Source organism: Kitasatospora sp. NPDC040550, from assembly GCF_055594965.1.
The window spans coordinates 1-2971 of the sequence record NZ_JBVIWC010000062.1 but is presented as its reverse complement, the minus strand read 5'-3'; the positions used below and the strand labels follow the sequence as shown (position 1 = coordinate 2971).

1 protein-coding gene is annotated in these 2971 nt (G+C 71.7%); it reads right to left on the bottom strand.

From position 1 onward, the window contains the following. Nucleotides 1–2116: 2116 nt before the first annotated feature. Nucleotides 2117–2971: KPN_02809 family neutral zinc metallopeptidase (gene ypfJ / locus ACZ58X_RS40175; RefSeq protein ID WP_470338515.1), on the bottom strand; the 855-nt coding region annotated here is incomplete at its 5' end.

The following is a 2971-nucleotide window of genomic DNA, read 5'->3' as shown; positions in this document are numbered from 1 at the left end:
CGGAGCCGACTCCCGCTGCGCCCCCACCCCACCGAGACGGAACACCCCCCGCACCCCCCGGCCGAAACCCACACCACACACAGGAAGCCGACCGGGCCGACTCCCCCGTGCCCCCACCACCGCCCAACCACTCCCCCAACCACCCCACCCCATCGAGCAACGCGAACCCGCCCCCGGGCCGAAACCCGCACCACGCACCGGAAGCCGGCACGCCCGACTCCCGATGCGCCCCCACCGGGACGGCACGCCCCCCACACCCCCGGGCCGAAGCCCGCACCGCGCACACGAAGCCGGCACGCCCGACTCCGGGCACCCCCACCACCCACCCCACCGGGACGGCCCCCCCGCACCCCCGGGCCGAGGCCCGCACCGCGCACAGAAAGTCGGCCGGCCCGACTTCCCCTGCCCACGGGCAGGGTGCTCGGGCCGAGCGGGCGCGGCGGCGGGTTCGATGCGAGGGAACGCAGACGGTCCCGGGCACACCCGTCCGGCCCCCCGACCCGGTGCAGCGCGGCGGCGGAACACGGTGACGACCAGACCCGTCCCCACCCCGGCACCGCGCCACCTTCGCCTCGACCCCCACCCACTCCACCAGCAACAGAACGGGACACGGCCCGGCCACCACCACGACCAGCTCCCCGACCCGGTGAAAACCACCCAGGGAACGCGCTCCAGCCACCCAGGATCCAACCCCACTACCCGCCCCCGGGTTCAAGGTCACCCCGGGCACCACACCAGTGACCCGCGCCGCTCCCACCCGCCCACCGAGCAGGTAGAACAACACCGACCCGCGCTCGGCCCTACCCGCCCCGTTCACCTCGACGAAGTCCCGCGACTCGCACGCGATCGCGAACCACTCAAAGGGTTCCATGCCCCGGGCTTCCCGTCTCTCCCCCCCCCCGGGCCGGCCGAAGGCTCCAGCCCCGGAACACTCCCCCGAGCCACCACACCGCACCGCCCGACACTCACCTGGAGCGGACGGCCGCCCCGAACTCGAAGACACCCCGCCCACGCGGAGTACGTCACCACAACGGGCCCCCGGCACAGCCCATCCCTCCCCCGCAGACACTCGGCGTCGGTGACGGTCGGGTCGAAGGCCGACGGCCTGGCCCCCGTGGCCGCCCCGGCGTGAGCGGTGGGCCCGTCGGCCCGCGGGGACGGGAACCACCGTGCGGTGCCGCGCCCACGCAGACGGCCGCGGATAGCACGGGAGCAGTGGGCCCGGTCGGCCCCCGAGACGAAGGACACCGCCATGGACACGGCGGCGCCAGGTCAGGGTGCCGTGGAAGAGGACACGGCACCCGACACAAGCCCGGCGGAACTCCAACACCAAGCCGGTGCGGCCCCGGCGGCCGTCGCACAACCTCATACCCGGGTCCGCGACCGCCAACGCCACCCCGCTCGACGGCCACGCCCGCCCACCGACGACCACGGCGGCAACGATCCCCACACCCACCCCCCGCGACACCGAAACCTCGAACTCCCGCTTGACGTCCAGACCGTAGGCCACACGCACATCCCCGGCGAGCAGCGTCCCCGCCCCCTCGACCGCGCTCAGGAAGCATTCACAGGCAGCCCGGCAGCCGTCCCAGGCATCCATGGAGAGCGCGAAGCACCCCGCGGCGGTGTCCCCCCCGCGGAAGAAGACAACCCACCGGGGCACCACCATCCAAGCCACCCGGAAGCAACACACGCCCCCGCCCGGGCCATGGACGACCCGAACGCGCAAGAAGACCGGCCACACCACGGGGGTCGAGCCGGAAGACCAGGTCCACACCACGGCGACGAGCCAGGGGACGAGCCAAAAGATCGGATCCACACCACGGCGACGAGCAGCGGGCAAGCGGGGGGCGAGCCGGGAGATCGGGTCACACCACGGAGGCGAGCACCGGGCAAGCGGGGGGCGAGCAGCGGGCAAGCGGGGGGCGAGCCGGGAGATCGGGTCACACCACGGAGGCGAGCACCGGGCAAGCGGGGGGCGAGCAGCGGGCAAGCGGGGGGCGAGCCGGGAGATCGGGTCACACCACGGAGGCGAGCACCGGGCAAGCGGGGGGCGAGTCGGGAGATCGGATCCACACCACGGAGGCGAGCGGGGGTGGTCGAGCGGGGGGGTGCGTCAGATCTTCCCGGAGAAGGTGTCGCACTGGGTCATGTCCCCGCCACGGTAACCGGTGGTGAACCAGGCCTTGCGCTGAGCGGAGGAACCATGCGTCCACGCCTCCGGGTTGATCCTGCCGGTAGCCTGCTTCTGGATCCGGTCATCGCCGACGGCCGCCGCCGCGTCCAGGCCCTGGGCGATGTCCTGGTCGGTCAGAACCGAGATCAACGCACGCCCCGTCGAGGCCTGCGCGGTCGTGGTGGCATGATGCGCCCACACCCCCGCATAGCAGTCGGCCTGCAACTCCAGACGCACCGAGGCACTGTCCGCGCCCTGACGATCACCGCCCACCTTCTGCATCGTGCCCAGCAGGTTCTGCAGATGGTGGCCGTACTCATGGGCGACGACATAGGACTCAGCGAACGGCCCACCCTTGGCACCGAAACGGGTGGACAACTCATCGAAGAAACCAAGATCGAAGTAGGCCATCCGGTCACCCGGACAGTAGAACGGACCAACCGCGGAAGTCGCCGCACCACACGCCGTGGAGACCCGACCGGTGAACAACACCGTCTGAGCCGGCCTGTAGACGACCCCGCCACGACGCGGCAACTCCACACTCCAGAACTCCTGGAGACTGTTGGTCACCGCGGTGATCCGGCAGTCCTGACGCCTATTCGCGTCCACACCCTTCTTGCACGACTGACGCACCTCACTCTCGCCACGCACCCCGGTCACAGAGGAACCACCACCACCACCGGACAGGCCCAGCAACTGGGGATCGACACCGAGAACAACCGCGAACAACACCACGACCAACCCCACCACCCCACCACCGACAACGACCTTCCCACCCGGAATGCCACGCCGATC